At 51.7% G+C, this 22,234-nt stretch carries 17 protein-coding genes; 11 read left to right on the top strand and 6 right to left on the bottom strand.

Features of this window, described 5'->3' with window-relative positions; all coding sequences use genetic code 11:
* Nucleotides 1-103 precede the first annotated feature (103 nt).
* The 6 genes from AC27N8_RS06745 to AC27N8_RS06720 all read right to left on the bottom strand — a co-directional run bounded on the left by AC27N8_RS06745 (nt 104) and on the right by AC27N8_RS06720 (nt 8,296).
* A complete protein-coding gene (locus AC27N8_RS06745; protein WP_487065246.1) occupies nt 104-1,807 on the bottom strand; it encodes a peptide ABC transporter substrate-binding protein in 1,704 nt (567 codons plus the stop codon).
* A gap of 314 nt (nt 1,808-2,121) precedes the next feature.
* Nucleotides 2,122-3,681 carry a carboxypeptidase M32 gene (locus AC27N8_RS06740; protein ID WP_487065244.1) on the bottom strand — a complete coding sequence of 520 codons (1,560 nt, stop codon included), beginning with the start codon at nt 3,679-3,681 and terminating at the stop codon, nt 2,122-2,124.
* Nucleotides 3,682-3,823: 142 nt separating this feature from the next.
* Nucleotides 3,824-4,114: a hypothetical protein gene (locus AC27N8_RS06735; protein WP_487065242.1), complete on the bottom strand. Its 291-nt coding sequence runs from the start codon at nt 4,112-4,114 to the stop codon at nt 3,824-3,826.
* A 63-nt stretch (nt 4,115-4,177) separates the two neighbouring features.
* Nucleotides 4,178-5,392 carry an ABC transporter permease gene (locus AC27N8_RS06730; RefSeq protein ID WP_487065240.1) on the bottom strand — a complete coding sequence of 405 codons (1,215 nt, stop codon included), beginning with the start codon at nt 5,390-5,392 and terminating at the stop codon, nt 4,178-4,180.
* A 46-nt stretch (nt 5,393-5,438) separates the two neighbouring features.
* Nucleotides 5,439-6,395 (bottom strand): ABC transporter permease, encoded by a 957-nt coding sequence (locus AC27N8_RS06725; RefSeq protein ID WP_487065238.1) that lies wholly within the window; start codon nt 6,393-6,395, stop codon nt 5,439-5,441.
* Nucleotides 6,396-6,592: 197 nt separating this feature from the next.
* Complete coding sequence (locus tag AC27N8_RS06720; RefSeq protein WP_487065236.1) at nt 6,593-8,296, bottom strand: peptide ABC transporter substrate-binding protein; 1,704 nt, start codon at nt 8,294-8,296, stop codon at nt 6,593-6,595.
* 386 nt (nt 8,297-8,682) lie between these two features.
* Between AC27N8_RS06720 and AC27N8_RS06715 the strand changes: the two genes are divergently transcribed.
* The 11 genes from AC27N8_RS06715 to AC27N8_RS06665 all read left to right on the top strand — a co-directional run bounded on the left by AC27N8_RS06715 (nt 8,683) and on the right by AC27N8_RS06665 (nt 22,209).
* The gene (locus AC27N8_RS06715; protein WP_487065234.1) at nt 8,683-9,405 is read left to right on the top strand and encodes a GntR family transcriptional regulator; all 723 of its coding nucleotides are present in this window, start codon (nt 8,683-8,685) and stop codon (nt 9,403-9,405) included.
* 189 nt (nt 9,406-9,594) lie between these two features.
* On the top strand, nt 9,595-11,256 hold the full coding sequence (locus tag AC27N8_RS06710) for an ABC transporter substrate-binding protein (protein WP_487065232.1): 1,662 nt from the start codon (nt 9,595-9,597) through the stop codon (nt 11,254-11,256).
* Nucleotides 11,257-11,525: 269 nt separating this feature from the next.
* On the top strand, nt 11,526-12,509 hold the full coding sequence (locus AC27N8_RS06705) for an ABC transporter permease (RefSeq protein WP_487065230.1): 984 nt from the start codon (nt 11,526-11,528) through the stop codon (nt 12,507-12,509).
* Nucleotides 12,510-12,516: 7 nt separating this feature from the next.
* Nucleotides 12,517-13,593, top strand: coding sequence for an ABC transporter permease (locus AC27N8_RS06700; protein ID WP_487065228.1), 1,077 nt, complete (start codon nt 12,517-12,519; stop codon nt 13,591-13,593).
* A 41-nt stretch (nt 13,594-13,634) separates the two neighbouring features.
* The gene (locus AC27N8_RS06695) at nt 13,635-14,933 is read left to right on the top strand and encodes a family 4 glycosyl hydrolase (RefSeq protein ID WP_487065226.1); all 1,299 of its coding nucleotides are present in this window, start codon (nt 13,635-13,637) and stop codon (nt 14,931-14,933) included.
* A gap of 18 nt (nt 14,934-14,951) precedes the next feature.
* Complete coding sequence (locus AC27N8_RS06690) at nt 14,952-15,701, top strand: 6-phosphogluconolactonase (RefSeq protein WP_487065224.1); 750 nt, start codon at nt 14,952-14,954, stop codon at nt 15,699-15,701.
* A 43-nt stretch (nt 15,702-15,744) separates the two neighbouring features.
* Entirely contained in the window at nt 15,745-16,773 is a 1,029-nt protein-coding gene (locus AC27N8_RS06685; protein ID WP_487065222.1) for an N-acetylglucosamine kinase, read from the top strand.
* Nucleotides 16,774-16,875: 102 nt separating this feature from the next.
* Nucleotides 16,876-18,411 carry an MFS transporter gene (locus AC27N8_RS06680; protein ID WP_487065220.1) on the top strand — a complete coding sequence of 512 codons (1,536 nt, stop codon included), beginning with the start codon at nt 16,876-16,878 and terminating at the stop codon, nt 18,409-18,411.
* A gap of 107 nt (nt 18,412-18,518) precedes the next feature.
* On the top strand, nt 18,519-20,009 hold the full coding sequence (locus AC27N8_RS06675; RefSeq protein ID WP_487065218.1) for an alpha/beta hydrolase family protein: 1,491 nt from the start codon (nt 18,519-18,521) through the stop codon (nt 20,007-20,009).
* Nucleotides 20,010-20,068: 59 nt separating this feature from the next.
* Entirely contained in the window at nt 20,069-21,310 is a 1,242-nt protein-coding gene (locus tag AC27N8_RS06670) for a metal-dependent hydrolase family protein (RefSeq protein ID WP_487065216.1), read from the top strand.
* A 143-nt stretch (nt 21,311-21,453) separates the two neighbouring features.
* The gene (locus AC27N8_RS06665) at nt 21,454-22,209 is read left to right on the top strand and encodes a hypothetical protein (RefSeq protein ID WP_487065214.1); all 756 of its coding nucleotides are present in this window, start codon (nt 21,454-21,456) and stop codon (nt 22,207-22,209) included.
* The last annotated feature ends 25 nt before the right edge of the window (nt 22,210-22,234 follow it).

The following is a 22,234-nucleotide window of genomic DNA, read 5'->3' as shown; positions in this document are numbered from 1 at the left end:
GAGGAGCGTGTTCGGACGAGTCACAGACAGCACGCCGGAGCCGCGCCGCTACGGTCACCCTCACAGCGTAGCATTGGCGCAGTGAGCGAAAAGATATTTTACGTTAGCACGTGCCGTTGGTACAATACCAGTTCCAGACATTGACAGTTTCTGAAGATCCCTCATCACTGATGATGTAGTTATGCCCGACGTTTTTGACGATGCCGGGATTTTTGGGAGCATACAGAGTTACAAAGGGAAAGTCGGTCAGGTAGATCTTGTGGATCTGGTTGAACACGGCCTGGCGCGCTGCCGGATCGGCTGTGCTTTCCTCGTGTGAGAAGAGTTTGTCCATCGCGGGATTGCAGTAGAAGGTCGTATTACCGCCGCTGTAATTATTGGCGGCATTTGGTCTCTGATCGCAAGCGGCTATTGAGTTGTCATCGGCGTCGTAGCCAAAGGATTGCTGATACTCGGCCAGATCATATTTTCCCACTACTCCCTGTGGCAAGATTGAGCTGAAAAAGGTGCTGGCGGGATAATTGGTGATATCAATTTTGATGCCAATGTTTTTCAGATCGTTTTGAATAATATCTTCATCCTCTGCCCGCCACTGATTATTTGCCGTGGTCGAATACTGAAATTCGAGTCTTTTCCCATTTTTGGAGAAGACGCCATCAGATCCAAGTGTATAGCCAGCGCTCTGAAGCAATTTTTTGGCTGCCGTGGGATTATATTTGGGGCAGACGACATCGGCTTGATAGCCAGGATGGTAAGAACTGGGGTGATCGGTACATAATGGCGTTGCCTGTCCCTGACGTGCGGTCTTGATCAGTTGTGGATAGTCAATCGCTTGTGAGATGGCCTGACGGACGGCTACGTCTTGCAGGACTGGGTTCTTCAAATTAAAGTAGATGGATTCAAAGCTGGATGCCGCGGGGGCGGTGGTGAGCTTGTAGTTCGCAAGTTTCTGGTAGGTCGATGTTTTCGTGACGTCGAGTGCCCAGGCAGATGTTACCGCACCGGCTTGCACGTCCTTCAGGATTGTGTTCTGGTCAGCAGTGATGCGAAAGACTATCTTATCCAGATAGGGGAGTCCTTGCGCAGCCTGATAGTAATAGGGATTACGCGATACCGTATAGGATACGCCTGGCTTGCTTTCCGTCATGGTAAACGGTCCACTGGTGGCGGTAGGATGAAGGTTCTGCGAAGATTTCAGGATGTCGGCGACGTTGATTTTGCTGAAAATATGTTCTGGCATGGGAGCCAGACCTCCCTCAGTCCAGGACGCGACAAATGGTTCATATCCCTGCGATAGGTGGAAGGTGATCGAGAGGCCGTCGCTGGACACATCCGCCGATTTAATCAGGTTCAAGCCGGAAGTTGTATTCGCGCCAAACTTGGGATTATCCCACGTCTTCCAGGTATAATCGATATCTTTGGCTGTCAGAGGTTGCCCATCGGACCACTTCAGGCCTGGTTTCAGCTTAAATGTCCATGTTTTGAGGTCTGCTGAGATATCTCCGTTGGTTGATGTCGGTACTTCGGCGGCCAGACCTGGCTTGATCGTTCCATCAGGACTCCCTAAGAAAAGTGGCGTCCAGATAGTTTCGTCGACGAGCACAGAAAATGTTTCACCTGATCCATTGGGAATCAGCGAATCGGGCTCCTCATATAGGTCATCGATCCAGGTGCCACCTTTGACGGGTTTTGTGTTGCTTTGAGTTGTTGCGGGTGTTCCCGCAGGGCCACAGGCGCTCAATAACAGGGATAGTATCCCGATGAACGATACTACGATCAATAGTGTGCTACCAGATTTCTTGTGCATGGATCCCTCCAAAACAGTCATGGATTGCAACATCACCAAAAATAAATACTGCCTGCCTCTTGATATGATCTTCCCGTTTCCCATGTTTTCCGTGAAGATTCCTTATCCAGTGCAGGAGAGATATACTTGTGCGATAATCACCATCGATATATCAGCGAGACATAGCTACTTATACTATTACGCTCCTTCCAGCATGCATCTCACACAATTCTTGTCAGTTTTCTAAAAAAGAGAGAGCCTTCTCATTTTGATGGCTGAGAAGGCTCTCTCTTTATCTGATTTGTGCTGAAGCGGGTCGATTATAGATAGTGTTGCTATGCACTCAGATTATAGATTTGCGTGAATTTGTTGGTCAGATAGTCAACCAGATGTTGGGAATCTGCTTCCGAACCGGTCACGCGTTTGATTGTCTCTTCTGGTTGATACATCGCGCCGAGAGAATATAGATTTTCCTGTAGCCAAGTGAGAAGGAAACGTGTATCTCCCTGGGCCAGACGCTCATCCAGATCGGGGAAGCGTTGCTGGAGTGTGTGGAAGATCTGGGCGGCATAGAGATTTCCCAATGTATAGCTCGGGAAGTAGCCGAAACCAGAGGACCAATGCATATCCTGCAAGATGCCTACACTATCATTGTCAGGCTCGATCCCGAGATATGAGCGATATTTGGCGTTCCACAGCCCCGGGAGCGACTCGACGGCAATATCCCCGTTGATCAGAGCCTGTTCTATCTCGAAGCGAATGATGATATGCAGATTATACGTGACCTCGTCGGCTTCTACGCGGATCAGACTGGGCTGTACTTTATTCAATGCGCGTACATAGGACTTGATGTCGACGTCTTTGAATTGCTGCGGGAACATTTTCTGAAGCGCTGCATATTTGCCCTGCCAGAATGGCAGAGAACGTCCGATGGCGTTTTCCCACAGGCGTGATTGCGATTCATGGACGCCCATGGAGACACCGCTCGCCAGAGGAGTGCGTATGAACGCCTGACTCTGTCCCTGTTCATAGAGCCCATGTCCACCTTCATGCAGAGCAGCCATCATTGCCATCTGGATAAATTGCTCATTGTAGCGAAGTGTTAGCCGCACATCGTCTGGAGAGCCAAAGCTGGCGGTAAATGGATGTACAGAGCGTGCGATAGCTCCATGCTTGAAGTCGTATCCAATATGTTGTAAGAGCTGTTCACAGATAGCTTGTTGCTTGTCCACAGGAAATGTTTGCAGAAGGAATGAGTTATCGATACTTTGTCCGCTGGCCTGGATACGTTGCAGCAGGCTGGTGCTGACTTCACGAATCGGTGCGAAAAGCCGCTCAATTTGTGAAACGGTAATGCCGGGATCGCTGACATCCAGCAGTGCATCATAGCGTGTCTCGCGGAAGCCAACGCGTTCAGCAACCTCGCGCTGAAATTGTACCGTACGCTGTAGCCAGGGAGCGAAACTGGCAAAGTCGTTCTCGGTGCGAGCCCTGGCCCAGGCTTCGACACTACTCACGCCGACACGCTCTATCTCTTCAACCAGATCGCGAGGAAGTTTTGTTGCTCGATCATAGGCATGTTGTGTCCAGCGGACCAATCCTCGATCGGCATCGGTGAAAGAAGCCCCATCAACGACATCACCCAGCTCTTTCAATAAATCGCCCAGCCGTGGTGCCGTCCAATATTCATGAATGATCCCCTGCAGCGTTGCCACCTGATAGCTACGGACTCCGTTAGCTCCAGCAGGTATAGCCGTTTGCTGATCCCAGCGGCTGAGACTGGCAGTCGCTTCGAGGTCCGAAATGGTATTAAGTTTCTGTACGAGCTCATCAATGCGGCTATCTTTCCGCGTAAAACCCGGAGCTTGCCTCTGCTCTTGACTGATCGTTTCCACGTTCTCCCCTTCTTTTTGCATGTTTGATACTATGTAGATCGCAGCGCGCTCATATGTGCTTCTCACAAATTGTATCATATCTCCTGGATAGCCCCTGCACGCCACGAGGCAAACGCTCACCAACGCAGTGCTCTGCTCACGGTCATCGCGCCTCGTTTGCAGAGAAGATCTGTCTCCAAAACAGATCCGGAAGGCGATGGGGTGACAAGCCAGCAGACGTAGCGGCGCGGCTCCGCCGTGCTGTCACTGGACGCACGACACCGTCCCATCTGTATCTGGAAGCAACGCCGACGAGACAATTCAGAGTGGGAAGATCTCGTAATGGAACCTCATGTGGAGCGTGGTCGTACGAGTCACAGACAGCACGGCGGAGCCGCGCCGCTACGTCTGCTGGCTTGATCTCTTTGGGGAAGACGATTATCCTCCGCTTCACAGTATTGGACGCTTAGCGCACCTTAGGGTCTACTGGACATCGTGCGCTAAGTGTCCGCATCTGCTAGCTTTTGGCGCGAGGATCGAATGCATCACGCAAGCCATCGCCAATAAAGGAGATTGCCAGCACGATCAGGGTGAGGATAATGGTTGGGAACAAGGTATCCCAGGGATAGAGATCGAGCAGGTCGATGCCGTCATTAATCATCAGGCCGAGGCTGGAGCCGGGATGGACTACTCCGAGTCCGAGTAGGCTCAGGGTTGCCTCGCCGATAATTGTGCCTGCGATATTCATGGTCGATGTCACGATGACGATGTTGATCAGGTTGGGCACGATATGCTTGCGCATGATGGTAGAATCTTTCGTTCCCATGGTCCTGGATGCCTCGATAAATTGCTCGTTTTTGAGCTGAAGCGTTTGACCGCGTACATACCGTGCCATGAGCGGCCATGTGACTGTTGCCAGGGCCAGCGAGACGATGACCAGGGATGCATTTCCGTTGCCCAGAAAGCCTCCAATCAGCGGCCATTTTGAGAAATAGTCATTGGCGTTCTGTCCAAAGATACCGGTGAGTAGGATCGCGAAGAGTAAGCCCGGAAAGGCAAAGACAAGATCGGTAAAGCGTGCCAGCAACATGTCGATCCAGCCACCATAATAGCCTGCCATCACACCAATTGTAACGCCAAGGCCAACATCAACGACCTCGACCAGGAGTGCTACCGTAATCGAGATCAGTAGACCTTGCATCAGGCGAGCCAACATATCCTCGCCGAGTGAATCGGTTCCCAGAAGATACTGAGCTGATGGCCCCTCGTTGACCTTACTGAGTTCCTGGTGGTCGTAGCGGTGGTAGACCTCCGGACCAATCTTTCCTTGCAGGTCGCTGTCATAGATGCCACCAATATGCTGATAGATTGGGGGTACGACAAATGTGAGTAGGACGAGAAATACCATAAAATAGACGCTGATCATCGCACGCTTATCACGTTTAAAATGCTGCATAGCCGCCCGCGTGGGGCCTGGATGCTTCTTTTTGTCTTTGAGCAGTTCCTCTGGTGACAGGCTCTTTGGCAATACTGTTGCATCGGCCGTTGGCTCCTCGTGAAATTCGGGTGCGTCGAGGATCTCCTGTCCCACAATCTGGGCTGCTGATGTCGGGCCGTCGGCCGGGATCAGGTATGGCGATGGATGCGCTCCATCTTGTGGAGCCGTTGTGTTACTTGCCAGGATGGAAGCGTCTGACGGAGCTTTTGGGAACTCCTTCTCATTCTTCTCCATCTTCAGTCCTCCTCTGTACTAGTGGGGATACATACATATTTCATCGTTATTCGGTCGTGATACGTGGATCAACGACGCTGTAGAGAACGTCGGAGATCAGGTTACCAATCACTACAGCCACGGCGACCATGATGGTGGTGGCTTGAATGACTGGATAGTTGCGTTGAAATACTGCCTGGATCGTAATGTTGGCGATGCCCGGGATGTTGAAAATACTCTCGATAATGAATGAACCGCTGACGAGCGATGCGAAAAGGAGTCCGATAACGGTAATCAGCGGAATGATCGCATTGCGTAGTGCATGGCGGTAGATGACAGCTCTCTCAGGCAATCCTTTGGCTCGTGCGGTGCGTACATAGTCTTGCCGGAGCACCTCAAGCATCGTTGTGCGTGTCAGGCGTGCGAAATAGGCGTAGCCGGCGATTGCGAAGGTAATGGTAGGAACTATCTTATATTGTATGTCGGTCCAGGTATATTGCCAGGGATCGCCCCAGCCGCTGACAGGCCATCCTATGCCGGTCTTGTCCAGGAGAAGGATCAGTAACTGCACGAAGACTGCGAAGACAAAGAGGGGAAGCGCATAGAGGACTAATGCGATGCCCATGTTAAGCGTATCGACCCAGGTATTGGCTCTGAGCGCCGAAAGGATACCGACCGGAATGCCCGCGATCAGGGTGACGATCGTGCCCCAGAGGGTAAGCTCGGCGGTGATGGGAACGCCATCCTTGAGGATATCCCAGACGGGACGCTGCTGCGGATGGAAGGCGGTGCCCAGGTTTAAGTGGATGAGTTGGACGACATAATTGAAGTACTGCTGATACCAGGGTAGGTCAAATCCGTATTGATGACGCAACCTGGCATAGATTTCCGGAGTAAAATGTTGCCCAAGCGATTCCCTGACGGGATCACTGGGGGCAAGATAACCAAGAATAAAAGTAATAAAGGTAACGCAGATCAGGATAAAAATTAACCCGATGAAGCGTTTGACTAGAAATCGCGTCATAAAGTGATCCTTTGTCATGTGCAAAATGCTCTCGCAGGAGGAGAGCAGGTCGACAATGCGTCATCCTCTGTCTCCTCCCGTTCAAGCATAATGGGTCTGTTCGTCTTATTTCCCGACATGTGTCATGAGACCTTGCAGTATGAGAGATGGAAACTATCCCATTTCTCACCTGCATGCCAGGAAAGATGCAACGTTCTTTACTTGATAAAGTAGACGTTTGCCCAGTCATCGGTTGCCATGCTTCCCAGCGGATAGAGCTTCCAACCTTTTAACTTGGGATTGACAAGGTAACTATAGGACGATTGATAGGTAGTAATGTAAGGAACATCATCGATCAGTTTCTGCTCAACCTCTTGATACAACTTCAAGCGAGCGGTTGGGTCCTGCGTGGTGTCTGCCTGCGCCATTTGATCCTGGACCGCTTGCTGAGCCGCGGCATCGGTAGAATTGTTCTGACCGTAGTTAAAGGAGTTTTGTTGCGCTCCCTTACCAAAGAAGAGGGTTGTGAAGTCCTGAGGATCGAGGTAGTCAGCACCCCAGTTGCCATAGAACATTTGCAGTGTAGGCTTGCCAATGGTAGCAAATTCCTGAGTAATCAGGTCACTGGGCTGAACACCAACCAGTTTGACGTTAAAACCCAGCACTTGTTTCCATTCGTTGGCGACGGCTGTCATGGTATTTGCACCAGCTTTGTAGCTGTTGTCATACGATAGAGAGATCGTTGGGAGCTTGCTGGCGTTGGCATAACCCTCTTCAGTTAATCCCTCCTGGAACAGGGCCTTGGCTTTGGCCTGATCGCCAGCCGTAGTGGTCACGCCGGCCGGACCTTTCAGATCTTTGTTGTAGCCAGGGATACCATTAAGAATGATATGGTAACTTGGCGTCACAATGCCTTTTCCAAGGATACTGTTGATGATCAGGTCTTTATTCAATGCTAATTCTAATGCCTGGCGGATCTTAATATTATCCAATGGCTTGACCAGATAGTTCATACCGATGTAGCGCATCGCCAGCGCACTTGATGTCTGATAGCCAGGCTTGTTCTTATTTGCGGGGGTATCGGCTGGTGGTACAGGTGCCAGATCGAATTGACCAGCTAGCATGGATTTGAAGGTGGCATCACGATCGGATGTGATTGTCTCGTCAATCTCTGTGATCTTTGGCTTCGTGCCATAGTAATTAGGATTTGGGACGAGAACAAGCCCTGTAGTGTGACTGTAACTCTTGACTTTGAATGGGCCATCGCCGGCTCCCTCTTGCATATGGTCAACCCAGCTGGCGCCATATTTGGTGATCAACTTTTTGTTGACTGCATAAGAGGTCGAATAGTTCATCGCCGATAAGAAATAGGCTGCTGGCTTGCTGATCGTGATTACAAGCGTATTGGCATCTTTGACCACGATACTATCACCAATGAGCGTCTTGACCTTACCGCTGGCAAACTTATCGGAGTCCTTGATCAGGCCGAGATAGCTACCGCCTACCGGTGATTTTGTGGCTGGATCGAGTGCCCGATTGATGCTATAGGCGAAATCGTTGGCATCTAATGGAGAGCCATCGCTGAATTTCAGGTTTTTGCGGAGATTGAATGTATAAGTCAGCCCATCGGATGAGATTTGATGACTCAGGGCTGCTTGATCATGGATTGCTCCTTGATCGTCTGCTTCTACCAGGCCTGTAAAGATGATATTGGTCGGTTCTCCCAGACCACCTGCTGTGAGGGCTGGATCAAGTGAGTCGAAGTCACCACCGATGACTGGTTCACGTAGAACCTGCTTCGATGCTAGTTCCGGGGTGCTCGTCGTGCTGCTTGCATTGCCACAGGCCGAGAGCATGATGGCTAACACACATAAAATACTCGCCACAGTAACGAGTCCGCTTTTGCTATGGATTTGGCGCATGACGCCTCCTTCATTGTAAAAATAAAGTAGTCAGATGCTTATATTGTAATATACGCATGGTTTAGCCTTAGTCTCACATAAAATTGTTGTTTTTTGTATGAAACAAAATATTCTTGTCTATTCTGGCAATATTTCTTCTATTTAATCAGGCTTTAAAAATAAAATGAAGGCACGTAGTATTTATAAATAGCACAATTAGTATGGCAGTAGCGTTTTTATGCTGCGAGATTATTTATCGTAATCTTTAGTATTAATAAATTTATCGTTAAATCCGGCGAAATTCGCCCAAATAACCTTGACAATGCCAGCTTGTTCCGGCTATACTCTGAACAGCGAACTGGTCATAACCAGTTGTGACCAGATGTCTGGCTACGATGGAGGTAGATGTGATTTCACGCGAGTTAGCGACTCCTCTCTATCAACAGATTGAAAACTATTTGCTGAATGAGATTACGACCGGCGCTCTGGTTGCTCATAGTCGCCTGCCATCGGAGCGCGATCTGGTCAAAAAGTGGGAGGTGAGTCGGATTACGGTGCGACAGGCTCTCAATGATCTTGTTTTGCGCGGCTACCTTTATACGGTGCCGGGCAAGGGATTTTTTGTGGCCGATCAGCATGAGCAGCCTAACGAGTTCGCTGCGCTTTTGAGTTTTTCTCGCGGAGCACGCGAACGCAAGCAGGTGCCACGTAGCCGTGTCCTCTCTGCGCGCATTATGCCAGCGTCTCCCTCCTTGATGCAGCAGCTTGCTACCAGCGGTGAGGTTGTGGAACTTGTCCGCCTGAGATATCTGGATGATGTGCCTGTAGGTATTCTCTATAACTGGTTACCGCATGCCCTGTGTCCGGATATTCTTGCTCAGGATTTCACGACTGTATCGCTTTATAGTGAGCTGCAAGATCGGTATGGTTGTGCCTTAGCCGGTGCCAGAATGAAGATCAGCGCCCGTATTGCTAGCGCGGAAGAGTTTGAAATGCTTGAGTTATCAGAGCCGGGAGTCGTTCTGACGGTTGATCAGGTGACATACGATAATGAACGTCAGCCGCTTGAAGTCTCCTTTGGAGTATTTCATCCGCAGCGCTATCCGCTCAGTGTCATTCAGGGAACCTGAGAAGAGCTATATCATCTCTCAAAAAGAATAGACGCCTTCAGCCACTCCAGAATGTTAATGGTCTGACTAGATCATGTCAGGACATTCTGTTGTTATGCCTATTTTCCTGACGTACCTGCATTTTGATGCTTTTAGCCAATCAGACAAAGTTGTCGCGTAGGAGTCTCTTCCTACCTACAAGGAGGTATCATGGTTCGTCGCAAAGCACGCCTGAGTGCATTGCTCTTAACGTTCGTCTGTCTGCTCTCCACGGTGTTAGCCGCCTGTGGAGGCGCATCCAGCAGCGCATCCAAGAACAGCCCATTGATCGTAGATACCGGACCTACCGGAGATTTTACGCTCAACTTTAACCCCTTTTCCTCATCCGCGCTGGCCGCCACCGACGGCTCAATCTATGAGCCGCTTCAGTTTACCAATGTCTTTACTGGAGCTGTCTCTCCCTGGCTGGCCACGAGTAGCAAGATGTCTGACGACTCCAAAAGCATCACCTATACGCTTGATCCAGCTGCGAAGTGGTCCGATGGCAAGGCATTGACCTCCAGCGATGTGACTTTTACTTTTAATCTGATGCATAAGTATCCAGGACTCGATACCAACGGCATCTGGGCCTATCTGAAGAGCGTCGCAGCGCCTGATGCGCAGACAGTCGTGTTTACCTTTAACCAACCCGACTCCACCCAGAACTTTTATATCGCCACCAAGACCTACATCGTGCCCGAGCATATCTGGTCGAGCGTCAGCGATCCTGTGAAATTTGCCAATCCGAATCCTGTTGGCTCTGGTCCCTTCAAATATAAATCGTTTTCGAGTCAGAATGTCACGGTCGTCAAAAACACATCCTACTGGCAGCCTGGTAAACCGGCCGTCAATGAAGTGCAATTTCCAGCCTCGAACGATAATGCGGGCATCGAGCTACGGCTCTATAGCAACAAGGTTGATTGGACCGGCATCCCGGCCAATAATGTGCAGAAGCTCTTTGTCGATCGTGACTCGACGCATCATCACTACTGGTTCCAACCTGTCGACTTTACCATGTTCCAATTAAACCTGACAAAAGCGCCCTTTAACCAGTTAGCCGTACGTCAGGCCATCAGCGCAGCCCTTGATCGCACCAAGATGTCCAATGTCGCTGAACAAGGCTATGAACCAGTGGCACATCCAACCGGCATCATTCCCTCGCAGCAAGCCAAGAACCTGAACGCGGCATATGCGGATAGCGCGTTCAAAGTAGATACAAATAAGGCTGCCAGTCTGTTGGAGAGCGCGGGCTTTACGAAGGGCTCTGATGGCATCTACGTTGGGAAAGATGGCAAAAAGCTGAGCTTCCAGATCGATGTTCCATCCGGTTTTAGCGACTGGGTTGCTCTTGTGCAGATTGCCGTGCAGAACCTGAAGAGCGCAGGCATCAATGCCAGCACCAACTCCATCGGTCTGGGCGATTATCAATCCCGGCAGTCAACGGGTCAGTTTGACGTCACCATCACAGGTGCGGCCCAGGGTCCAAGTCCATTCTACGCCTACAATGCCCTGCTCAACAGCGCCAATACGGCACCAATTGGTCAGGCTGCGACGACCAACTATTCGCGTTGGAAGGATGCAACAACGGACACGTTACTCAAGCAATATTCCACCACCACCGATGCCGCTACGCAGAAGCAAGCGATGGATGGTCTTCAGAAGATTATGGTGGAGCAACTGCCAGTTATCCCTCTGCTCTATGATGTGACATGGTCGGAGTACAACACGACGAAATATACCGGCTGGCCTGATCCTAAAAATCCTTATGCCTCACCCGGTAACTACTTCAATCCAGATCTTGCCTATGTCCTACTGCATCTAAAGGTAGCGTAATGCTCTGTCGATGGTCATTGCGACCTGTTCATAGAAGGAAGCCTTTCCCTGAAAGAGATCAAGCAAGCAGACGTAGCGGCGCGGCTCCGCCGTGCTGTCTGTGAATTGTACGAAGCGGCTTGGGTGCGGCTCTCAAGGGAAGGCTGTCTCAATGGAACCTCATTGGGGAACGTTGTCGTACGAGCTACAGACAGCACGGCGGAGCCGCGCCGCTGCATTGGGTCGTGATGATCCTGACAGAGTTGTCCTGGATGGAAGGAGTCAAGTAGATGTTGCATTTACTCAGACGCATTGGTTTTTATCTGATCTCGTTGTGGGCATCGATCACCTTGAATTTTTTCTTGCCGCGTTTGGCTCCCGGTGATCCTGCCATGATCTATATCGCCCGCTTTCATGGTCGTGTGCAACCGCAGGCATTACAAGCGCTGCGCATCCAGTTTGGTGTTACCAATGATCCTTTGTGGGTGCAATATATTCAATATATCAATAACCTGATCCACGGGAATCTGGGTCTCTCGATCTCCTACTTTCCCACGCCCGTGAGCACCATCATTGCGCAGAATATGCCCTGGACCTTATTGCTTTCGGGCGTCTCGGTAGTGATCAGCTTTGTGCTGGGAACCTTGCTGGGCATCATTGCGGCCTGGCGACGTGGTGGCGTCTTTGATACTGTCTTCTCGCCCTTGATGACGCTGTTTTCGTCGATTCCCTATTTCTGGCTGGCATTGATACTGCTCTACATCCTGGGATTCGTCTATCCGATCTTCCCGCTCAATGGTGGCTATGATCCCTCGACGAATCCTGGTTGGAACGCAGATTTTATTGGAGATGCTATCTATCACAGCATCCTGCCTGCCTTTACCATTGTTATCTCGTCGATCTCGGGCTGGATGCTGGGGATGCGCAATATGATGATTACGACGATGGCGGAAGATTATGTGTTGATGGGCGAAGCGAAGGGCCTCTCGCAATGGAGAGTCATGTTCTCGTATGCGACGCGTAATGCTATCTTGCCCAATATTGCGAGCTTTGCGCTGGCGTTGGGATTTGTCATCAGTGGTCAGCTGCTCACGGAGGTTGTTTTCTCGTATCCGGGCATTGGCTATGCGCTGCTCAAGGCGGTGCAGGAGGCGGATTATGCCTTGATGCAAGGTATCTTCTTATTGATCACGGTTGCAGTCCTGATAGCAAACCTGCTGGCGGATCTGCTCTATGTCCTGCTCGATCCTCGTACACGGCAGCAAAGGAGTTAAATGTCTTATGAGTCAATCGTCTACTCCTCAAGAACCTCTCGACAATCATAATCTGCCGGAAATCGATCAGGAGTCGCAGGCCAGTATTGAGGCTACCTCTGTCAGTGGCCTGACCGGAGCGGGCCTGGCGCTTCCGCTGCCAGAGGCTGCTCCTCAAGGAGGTCTTGGTAGAGCCTGGCACCTGATTGCGCATAATAAAAAGGTGTTGATCGGCGTAATTATCCTCGTATTTTTTGTGTTGATAGCTATCTTTGGTCCCCTGCTGGTCCACGGAGACCCCAACGCGGTAACCGAGGCGCTGGCGGAGAATCCTTCGGCTTCTCACTGGCTGGGCACTACCGATGAGGGACAGGATGTACTGGCTCAACTGGTGGTGGGGACACGCGCTTCGATCTTCTGGGGCCTGTTCACTGGCGTGATGGTGACGGCTCTCTCGATTGTTGTGGGACTGGTCGGTGGTTATGCAGGTGGGGCAGTCGATGAGGTGTTTTCGTTGGTGAGCAACGTCTTCCTGATTCTTCCCGCGCTTCCGCTGGCGATTATTATGGCCGCCTACTTTCCGGTCAAAGGCGACTGGACGGTGGCATTTGTGATCACGATTACCAGCTGGTCGTGGCAGGCGCGTGTCCTGCGTGCTCAGACGCTGACCATGCGCAATCGGGACTTTGTAAGTGCGGCTCGTACCTCTGGAGAGTCCGGCTGGCGGATCGTCTTTTACGAGATCCTACCCAACGAACTTGCGCTGATCGTTGCGGGCTTTATCGGCACCGTGATCTATGTCATTCTGGCGGCCGCCGGCCTTGAGTTTCTTGGCCTGGGAAATAGCTCAAGTGTCAGTTGGGGGAGTATGTTCTACTGGGCGCAAAATCGAGGAGCGCTGGTCGAAGGTATCTGGTGGTGGTTTCTGCCGCCTGGACTTAGCATCGCTCTGTTGGGTGTCGCGCTGGCCTTGATCAACTTTGGTATCGATGAGATCTCCAATCCCCGCTTACAAATCAAGCAGCGTAAGCCTGAGATGCTTGCGACGGTTGTTTCTTCGGTTCAGAATATCAACGCTGACAAGAAGCTCAGCACAGAGTCATAACGTGAAGGCTGCTATGCCTTTAGAAAGAGAAAGATAAGATTATGGCACGGATTAAAATGGCCTATATCGGTGGTGGCAGCTCACGCGGAGCTGGCACGATGGCTTCAATGATTCATCAGGGAGAAAACTTTAATGGTTCCGAGGTTGTCTTGATCGATCTCGATCAAGAACGCCTCAACGTGGTGCAGAAACTGGCGCAGAAGATGGCTCGTGTCAGAGGATTGGATATCACTATCTCGGCCACGACGGATCGACGTGAGGGCTTGCAAGATTGTGATGCTGTGCTGACGAGTTATCGTCCAGGCGGATTTGAGGCACGCTATCTCGACGAGAGTATTCCACTCAAGCATGGCGTGATTGGCCAGGAGACGCAAGGACCGGGTGGCTTCTTTATGGCTTTGCGCTCCATTCACGTGATCAAGGGCATCATCGAAGACATGGAGGCTGTCATCCCCAATGCGCGACTCTTTAATTACACCAATCCCATTAACCTTGTGACGGAGGCAGTCACTCATCATTCAAACATCCCGGCCTACTCGTTCTGCGAGGGACCGATGATCTTTAATCCCGAATACGCGGAGATGATTGGACTCGATCCCTCTAAACTGGATGCCGTCTCGGTCGGATTGAATCATGGCTCCTGGAGCATCAGGCATCTCTACGACGGACAGGATTTTATCCCCTTGCTGAGGGAGGGTTATGAGCGTCTGGCGCGAGCAGGTCAGACTCCTCGTTCAAAGCTGCGTATGTTAAAGCTTGCGGCCGAGATGGGCTCCCTACCGAGTCAATACTTCCAATACTACTACTATAAAGAAGAGATTCTGGCTGAACTTCAGGCCAAGCCGACGACGCGCTCGCAGGATATCATGGCCAAGGTGCCTGATTATTGGCAGCATTATTATGAGCAGGCGGAAAGCGATAATCCAGAATTGAACCCCGAGTACTCGCGTGGTGGCATCCACGAGTTGGAGCTGGCTATCGATGTGATGGATGCGATCTATAATCGCCGTCAGGAGGTCTGGTATGTCAATGTGCCCAACAGAGGCGCACTGGCCGACTTCCCCGCTGATCTGGTGGTTGAGATGCCTGGCTATGTCGATCATAGTGGGATTACGCCTCTCGTGCAGGGACATTTACCAGCTCAGGTCCGTGGTCTCGTCAAGATGCTAGGTGAGTATCAGGCACTTACCGCCGAGGCGGCCTGGAGCGGCACGCGGATCGACGCTATTCGTGCCCTGGCAAGTAATCCGCTGGTTTTCTCATGGGAGAAGGCCGAGGCGATCTATGATGAGATGGCAGCTGCTCATCGGGCTTATCTGCCTGAGCGTTTGTTAAAATAACATAGAAAGCATAAACGAATGAGTATACGCTTGATTGTTACAGAAGATCATCAGGAGATGAGTCGGGTCGCCGCCCGACTCATCTCCGACGTCATTAATGAGCGTCCATCCCTTTCCGTTGTGGTCGCGACAGGCAACACGCCTCTGCAAACGTATCGAGAACTGGCGAGCTTACGCGCACAGGGATTAGTTGATGCGAGTCAGCTACGCCCCTTTCAACTGGATGAGTATAAAGGTGTCCCGTCAGGAGATCCGCGCTCGCTGTTTGACTGGAGTCGGAAAGCTTTTCTTGATCCTCTGGGATTATCCTGGGAGCGTATCACGCGCCTGTCCAGCGAGATGGATGACGCTGTGGCCGCTTGCCGGAAGTACGATGAGGCAGTCATGGCCGCCGGAGGATTCGATCTATCGATTCTGGGCCTGGGACCTAATGGACATCTTGGCTTTAATGAACCGCCATCGCAAGCGACCGATCCGACGCGTCAGGTCAAGCTGACACCGGCCTCAATCGTGAGCAATGCGGTCTACTGGGGCGAGGGCAATGTGCCAGCAGAAGCACTGACCTGTGGCATGAATCATCTTCTCGCCGCGCGTAAGACCTTACTTTTAGTCTCTGGTGCGCATAAACGTGAGATTCTCTGGAAAACGCTCAATGGATCGATCACACCTGATGTTCCTTCATCTTATCTTCAGCAAGCATCTGATGTGATCGTGATTACTGATAAGGCGGCGTGTCCCGATCGACTTGCTTATAGCCATGTTGTATGATGACATGAGTACGAGACTACATATCTGATGCGAGGAGAAGTTTATGTCATATGTCCTGGCTGTTGACGGCGGAAACACAAAAACGATTGCCCTGCTTGCCTCTCTGGATGGTACTATTCTGGGCTCCGGGCGCGGTGCTAGCGCTGATATTTATAACAGCTTTGATGCTGAGACCGGAGGTCTGTCTGATGTAGACTTTGCGCTGGCGAATATCGAATATGCGATCAGACAGGCGCTCCAGGCCGCGCACGTGGCACCAGATGAGATTGCGGCGAGTGTCTTTAATGTGGCTGGCGCTGATTGGCCGGAGGATATGACTCTGCTGCACGCTGCGATGCAATCTCGCAACTTTGGTCAGCGTATTCTGATACAAAATGATGCTCTGGGCATCTTGCATAGCGGTTCCCTCACGAACGTGGGAGTGTCGGTTGTGTGTGGAACCGGTGCCGCGACCGGCTCTCGTGGACCAGATGGACGTGTCTGGCATGCCAGCTTCTGGCTGCGTGTGGGCGGTGGTGTCCAACTTGGCGAGAAGGCGTTTGAAGCGATCCTGAACGCCGACCTGGGACTGGCGGAGCAGACCAGTCTGACGCCTCATCTGCTGGAAATGTTTCACAAAGAAACGGTCGAAGAGGTCCTACATCTGCTCATGTCTCGCGAGGCCCTGAAGAAAAGTCCCGTGCGCCTCGATGGGCTGACGCCGCTTCTACTCGACGAGGCTGAGCGGGGAGATCCGATCGCCCGCCAGATTGTCTGGGAACATGGCCAGGCATTGGGTGGATATGCTATCATCGCAGCCAGACGTGTCGGCATCGAACACACCGCCTTTAACCTGGTCCTGGCCGGAGGAGTCTTACGCCATGGCTCAAGCTTGCTGGCCGATGCCATTATCGCACGTGTGCGCGAAACTTCACCAGATATACAGGCTGTCAACTCCCCCTATGAGCCGATTATCGGAGTCCTCTTCTCTGCCCTTGAGATCGCTGGCGTCACCATCGATGCCGACGTCCGCGCAAGAATCAATGCCTCTCATCCAGGCGCGGCCCTCTTCGAAACCCGCACCCCAAAATAGTTACTGTCTAAATGACTTGACTGGTGATAATTGTTTGTGTATACTCTCTTTATGATTTCCGTCAGCCCCATCGCACAGAAATAATCTGGAGAGTGTTTATTCATGGACAAGCGCCTGCCATCGAAATGGCTTACGTTAATTGCTACCTGCATCGGCCTGCTGATGCTCTATATTGACCTGTTTATTGTGAACGTCGCTCTGCCGACGATTGGACATGATTTTCATGTTCCTCTTAGCACCATCTCGTGGACCATCTCAGGCTATGTGCTGATGATTGGTGTGTTGCCTATGGGTATTGGACGGCTCGGCGATATCTGGGGACAGCGGCGTGTGTATTTGACGGGATTAATCATCTTTGTGCTTGCATCGCTCTGTTGCGGACTGGCTCCGAACATTACCGCTTTAATCATCTTTCGCGTCGTTCAAGGGATTGGGGCTGCTATCATGACGCCTGGAACGCTGGCGCTCATCATCCGCTCATTTCCGCCCGAGGAGCATGGCCTGGCTATCGGCGTCTACGGTGGAGTTTCCGGACTGGGTCTGGTGGCTGGTCCGGTGCTCGGTGGACTGCTGGTGCATGGAGATAGCTGGCGCTGGATCTTTTTTGTTAATCTTCCCATTGGTATTGCGGCTATCATTCTCGCGCTCCTGTTCATCCCTGCCTCGCAGGAGGAGGGAGAAGCGATCCCTGTTGACTGGTGGGGCCTGCTACTACTCTCTGCCGGCTTGCTATTCCTGCTGTTTGGCCTGACACGTGCTGGCGATGAGGGTTGGCTGGATGCTGTTGTGATCGCATGTAGCTTGTTGGGGATTGTGCTTTTGGTCGCATTTGTCATGGTCGAAGGACGTGTGCCCTGGCCATTGATTGATCTCAGCCTGTTTCGCAATCTTCCCTTTGTCGTGGGATGTATCAGCTTCTTTCTCTTCTCGTCTGCGCTCTTTGGATCGCAGCCCTATTGGAGCCTGTTCATGCAAAATACGTGGGGATTATCTCCGTTGCAGGGTGGATTAGCTTTCTTACCAGCTACCGGATTAATTGCTGTCTTCACGCCCTTCTCCGGGATCATTGCACAGTGGGCAGGTACGCGGCTGTACCTCTTTCTGACCGGCGGATTACTCTTACTCGGACTTACCTTTCTCTTTGTGGGATTTGTCTTGACCCCTCAAAGCACCTACGTCACCGCACTACTGCCGATCTTTATCGTGCGTGGCTTTGCCATCCCGATCATCTCCTCCGGAGCAACGCTCGCTGTCGTGAGCGCAGTGTCGATCAAGCAGTCGGGATTGGCCTCCGGGACGCTGGGTATGGCTCGCAACGTTGGAACCGCTTTTGGGGTTGCCGTACTGAGTCAGGTCTACCTCTACCATGTCAATACAACACTGTCCTCGCTCCCTGCGACTATGCGTATTGCCGCCAGCCAATTCACGATCTCGGGATCAGGTGCGAGTCGTCTGGTGATCGAGGATGCTATCTATCAAGGCTTTAAGCTCACCACGCTGACATGTTTCGTACTGTGTGGCTGTGCGGCGCTTCTGGCTCTCTTCATGCGCCCACGACGACTCAAACAAGGTGCCGCCGAGACCGCCGAGACCGCCGCCACAGAAAATCCTGCATTATCCATGATAAGTGAGGGATAGGTACTTCATAATTACTCGTTCGATATTTCTACTATTCATCTCCTTGTATATGAATGTTATTCTATGGGAGAAAATGTTCATACTCTGCATTTAAAGAAGGGATGAAAATGAGATTCATCGAAACGCTGTTACTTGTGGCCAATATTCTCACCTTTGTGGTGTTTGTCGTGCCAGGACTGCGTGCTATACGCTGGACAGGATATATTGTCCTCATCACACTCGCTCTGGTCGTGATCCAGATTTTCGTAGAGGGAGCACGCTGGCAGATGGTTCCCGCCTATCTGCTCGCCGGACTTTTCCTGATCGTTTGGCTGGTGCAACGCGTTGCGCCAGCCGAGGGAGTCATCAAGCGATTCCTTGCCAATCGGGTGGTTGCGAGTGGTATGATTATCCTGTGCATCATGAGCCTGGCACTCTCGGCTGCTCTTCCTATAGTAATGCCGGTCTTTCATTTTCCTCATCCCAGTGGACCCTATCAGATTGGGACAGTGACCTATCATTGGGTGGATGCTGGTCGCAACGAGCTATTCAGTACCGATGCGCATGCCCATCGTGAACTGATGGCGCAGATATGGTATCCAGTCAAGGGAGATACCTCATCCGCACGTGCTCCCTATGTACAGGATGCGCATGCTCTTTCACCTGCCCTGGCGCGGTTGATCCGCCGTGCGCCAGGATTCACCTTCGATGCTCTTCAACTGGTCAGTACCGATGCTATCCCATCTGCACCGGTAGCACATGATAAACCTTCTTATCCAGTGCTGATTTTTTTGACCGGGCTAAATGGTTTTCGTCAGTCAAACACCTTTCAGACCGAGGAACTGGTCTCGCACGGCTACATCGTGGTCGGTATCGATCAGCCGTATGCTGCGGCAACGGTCGTGTTTCCCGATGGACACCAGATCATCGGATTGGCGGATGGCCAGATGCAACCGCTCATCCAGCAGAGTCTGAGTCCCGTTGCAGACGCACCAGTGCTGAATGGTCAGGTGCTCAAGAATGGGATTATCCCCTATTTCGCGCAAGATATCAGCTTCACTATCGATCAGCTTACCGCTCTCAACAAAGCCGACCCCAATGGTCTTCTGACCGGACGGTTTGACCTGCAACATGTCGGAGCGTTCGGGATGTCGCTGGGTGCGATGGCCATCGGTGAAGCGTGTCATCGCGATGCCCGTTTAAAGGCGTGCCTGATGATGGATGGCGCGATGCCTGCCGATGTTGTTCCATCGGGCTTGCAGCAACCTGCTATGTGGATAACCAGACCTGCAAGCTCTATGCAACGTGAAGGCTGGTTTGAGGGGGCGATTGAACAAACGCTCACTACGATGCAGACCGTCTTTAACAAAGAGTCTGCGGGAGACGGATACTATGTATCGATACCCGGCATGTTCCATGTCAATTTTACCGACTCGCCATACTTTAGCCCGCTATCATCGCAGGTTGGTTTAGCTGGACCAATCAATGCCCAGCGAGGGTTTGATATCGTCAATGCGTATTCGCTGGCGTTCTTCAACCAGCATTTAAGAGGGCAATCGGCCGCGCTCCTGGATGGTCCATCTAAACAGTACCCGGAAGTCCTCTTCTCTCAAAAGTAGCGTGATACAATGCGGGTGGAACTCTCTGTGTTTCCTGGACTCAAAGGAGCATTGAACTTATGTTGGCAATTACAAATGCGACCATTATTGATGGCACTGGTCATGATCCTCTGCCGAATGCGACTCTCTTGATCGATGCGGGACGTATCCGTGCGCTTGGGAATGATGTCGAGGTACCACGCGATGCGACAGTCATTGATGCCAGAGGTGGAAGTGTCCTGCCGGGACTCATCGACACGCATGTGCACTTCGTGGCTGAATTTCCTGATCTGCTGCAGGGACTATTGACGCCGCCCTCATTGCGTCTCTTTCAAGTCATTCCGCGCCTGAAGGCGACTCTGGATGCCGGTGTGACGACCGTGCGTGATGCTGGAGGTACGCCGGCTGGCGTGAAGACGGCTGTCGAGCGTGGCTTGATTGCGGGACCGCGCATGCAAGTGGCGGTTTCACTGATCAGTCAGACAGGCGGCCACGGTGATGGATGTTATCCTTGCGGGATCGATCTTGGTTTCTTTGGGGTCCACTTTCCCGACGTGCCTTCTGGCGTGGCGGATGGCGTCGATGAGATTCGTAAGGTGACGCGTGAAATGTTGCGGGCCGGGGCCGATTGGATTAAATTAGCGACCACGGGCGGCGTGCTCTCCACCGCTGATGCTCCCACTTCATCGCAATTGACTATTGAAGAGATTGAGACCGCCGTCTACGAAGCGGCTGCTCAGGAGAAGCGTGTGATGGCTCATGCCCAGGGCATGCAGGGAATTAAAAATGCCCTGCGAGCTGGTGTCGCCTCGATCGAGCACGGTATCTATCTGGACGACGAATCGATCGAGATGATGCTGAAAAACGATGTGTATCTTGTGCCAACATTGGTTGCTCCTCTCGCCGTCAACGAATACTCCCATGCTCACCCCGATCTGCTGCCTCCTGTGATGGCGGAGAAGTCTCTTGCCGTGACGGAAGATCATCAGAATAGCTTCCGACGTGCTGTGGAGGCTGGTGTCAGGGTTGCTATGGGGACCGATTCGGGCGTCGGCCGACATGGAGAAAATGGCCGCGAACTGGAACTGATGGTTCGTTACGGAATGACTCCTATGCAGTCGATCCAGGCCAGCACGCTAGAGGCCGCTCGGCTACTTCATCTGGACCAGCAACTCGGCTCGCTTGAGGTGGGTAAATTGGCTGATGTGATTGTGGTCGCGCATGATGTACTTGGTGATATCAGTAGTATCGTTGATCCGACGCACGTCAAGTTGGTGCTTAAAGGCGGCGAGATCGTGAAAAATTTGTGGCAGGAGGATTAGACTGGCATCTTTTCTTTGCCTGTCGGGTAATTGTTGAGTACATGTCGGAAATGTTGTAACAGATGTCTCCATTCATACTATTGCAGACGTGCTTTATAAGAATCTTTATTTGTACGTGGCGACTTGAAGAAAGGATATTGGACATGGCAACTCGCATTACTCCTCCTGAACTGGTAACCCAGAAACTACAGGCATTTGAACAGATCCAGACCGAATTTGAAACATGTTTTCTCTTTATTGTTAACGTACATGGGAAGCAGCGCTTTTCTGCCCTGACTGCCTCGGATGTTGTGCGCTACCTGCATTCGTTGTGGATGACGAATAAGCGGACCAGCCTGTTAAGCGTCTCAAAGTCTATCAAGACCTACGAAGGATTGCTCTGCCTGGATCTATTGCAGAGCTGGCAGCAGGAGGGTGATACGGCCAAGGTCGTCGACTTTCTCTATCGCAAACTGGATGGCATCTCTTGTGTGGAGATCACGCGGCAAATTCACGAGGCTGAGTCGCTGCATCTGACAGAGGTTCAGGTGCAACGTCTGCGCCATGGGCGAGAGGTATTGCTGAACCGCAGCATGAACCTGATGGTGATGCTTGATGCTCTCTTCGCGTTATCTGAAGAGGAGCTGGCAAAGGCCGTCCATGAAGCCTGCTCTCTCTATGGACACCTCCCTGAGCAGATTGAGCAACAGCGTACCGCGATGCAGAGCCCACTCTATGCCTATGTGCCTCATCAGATCCTGGCAGAGCGCAATATGCGGATCATGAACACTCTGGGCCAGGCGATTGTCTCCGATCCAGCCGATAAGCCATCGCAGCGCTCTGCCTGGATTCAAGATCCGCAGGTCGAGGCATCCGTCTGGGCAGAAACGGTCATCCCGGGCTATCAGAGTTTGAGCTAGCATATATACCTGGTATACCTGGTAT

This window comes from Dictyobacter sp. Z7_2 (assembly GCF_057551105.1).
The sequence above is the reverse complement of the archived record's forward strand: the minus strand, read 5'-3'. Positions and strand labels throughout refer to the sequence as shown.

Excerpts from the sequence above, each read along its gene's own strand:
- AC27N8_RS06720 (WP_487065236.1), bottom strand. The coding sequence starts at position 8,296 with ATGCGCCAAATCCATAGCAAAAGCGGACTCGTTACTGTGGCGAGTATT.
- AC27N8_RS06695 (WP_487065226.1), top strand. The coding sequence starts at position 13,635 with ATGGCACGGATTAAAATGGCCTATATCGGTGGTGGCAGCTCACGCGGA.
- AC27N8_RS06665 (WP_487065214.1), top strand. The coding sequence starts at position 21,454 with ATGGCAACTCGCATTACTCCTCCTGAACTGGTAACCCAGAAACTACAG.
- AC27N8_RS06685 (WP_487065222.1), top strand. The coding sequence starts at position 15,745 with ATGTCATATGTCCTGGCTGTTGACGGCGGAAACACAAAAACGATTGCC.
- AC27N8_RS06670 (WP_487065216.1), top strand. The coding sequence starts at position 20,069 with ATGTTGGCAATTACAAATGCGACCATTATTGATGGCACTGGTCATGAT.
- AC27N8_RS06730 (WP_487065240.1), bottom strand. The coding sequence starts at position 5,392 with ATGGAGAAGAATGAGAAGGAGTTCCCAAAAGCTCCGTCAGACGCTTCC.
- AC27N8_RS06675 (WP_487065218.1), top strand. The coding sequence starts at position 18,519 with ATGAGATTCATCGAAACGCTGTTACTTGTGGCCAATATTCTCACCTTT.
- AC27N8_RS06725 (WP_487065238.1), bottom strand. The coding sequence starts at position 6,395 with ATGACGCGATTTCTAGTCAAACGCTTCATCGGGTTAATTTTTATCCTG.
- AC27N8_RS06700 (WP_487065228.1), top strand. The coding sequence starts at position 12,517 with ATGAGTCAATCGTCTACTCCTCAAGAACCTCTCGACAATCATAATCTG.
- AC27N8_RS06690 (WP_487065224.1), top strand. The coding sequence starts at position 14,952 with ATGAGTATACGCTTGATTGTTACAGAAGATCATCAGGAGATGAGTCGG.
- AC27N8_RS06710 (WP_487065232.1), top strand. The coding sequence starts at position 9,595 with ATGGTTCGTCGCAAAGCACGCCTGAGTGCATTGCTCTTAACGTTCGTC.
- AC27N8_RS06745 (WP_487065246.1), bottom strand. The coding sequence starts at position 1,807 with ATGCACAAGAAATCTGGTAGCACACTATTGATCGTAGTATCGTTCATC.
- AC27N8_RS06705 (WP_487065230.1), top strand. The coding sequence starts at position 11,526 with ATGTTGCATTTACTCAGACGCATTGGTTTTTATCTGATCTCGTTGTGG.
- AC27N8_RS06680 (WP_487065220.1), top strand. The coding sequence starts at position 16,876 with ATGGACAAGCGCCTGCCATCGAAATGGCTTACGTTAATTGCTACCTGC.